The organism is Anoxybacillus sp. MB8 (assembly GCF_011006755.1).
Classification (GTDB): domain Bacteria; phylum Bacillota; class Bacilli; order Bacillales; family Anoxybacillaceae; genus Anoxybacillus; species Anoxybacillus gonensis.
Map to the genome: position 1 here is coordinate 1 of NZ_RXXX01000125.1, position 516 is coordinate 516.

Below are 516 nucleotides of genomic sequence, written 5' to 3' on the forward strand. Positions count from 1 at the left end.
AGGCCGAAAGGCGTAGGCGATGGACAACAGGTTGATATTCCTGTACCACCTCCTCACCGTTTGAGCAATGGGGGGACGCAGGAGGATAGGGTCAGCGCGCGACTGGTTGTGCGCGTCCAAGCAGTTAGGCGCCTCAAGTAGGCAAATCCGCTTGAGTAGGCTGAGCTGTGATGGCGAGGGAAATATAGTACCGAAGTGCCTGATTCCACACTGCCAAGAAAAGCCTCTAGCGAGGTGAGAGGTGCCCGTACCGCAAACCGACACAGGTAGGCGAGGAGAGAATCCTAAGGTGCGCGGGAGAACTCTCGTTAAGGAACTCGGCAAAATGACCCCGTAACTTCGGGAGAAGGGGTGCTCCCTCGGGTGAATAGCCCAGGGGAGCCGCAGTGAAAAGGCCCAAGCGACTGTTTATCAAAAACACAGGTCTCTGCGAAGCCGTAAGGCGAAGTATAGGGGCTGACACCTGCCCGGTGCTGGAAGGTTAAGGGGAGCGCTTAGCGCAAGCGAAGGTGCGAA

The 516-nt window shown here is 57.0% G+C and carries 1 rRNA gene; it reads left to right on the forward strand.

What is annotated here, in order from left to right:
- Positions 1 to 516: ribosomal RNA gene (locus EKC99_RS15450) — 23S ribosomal RNA — on the forward strand; the annotation flags it as partial.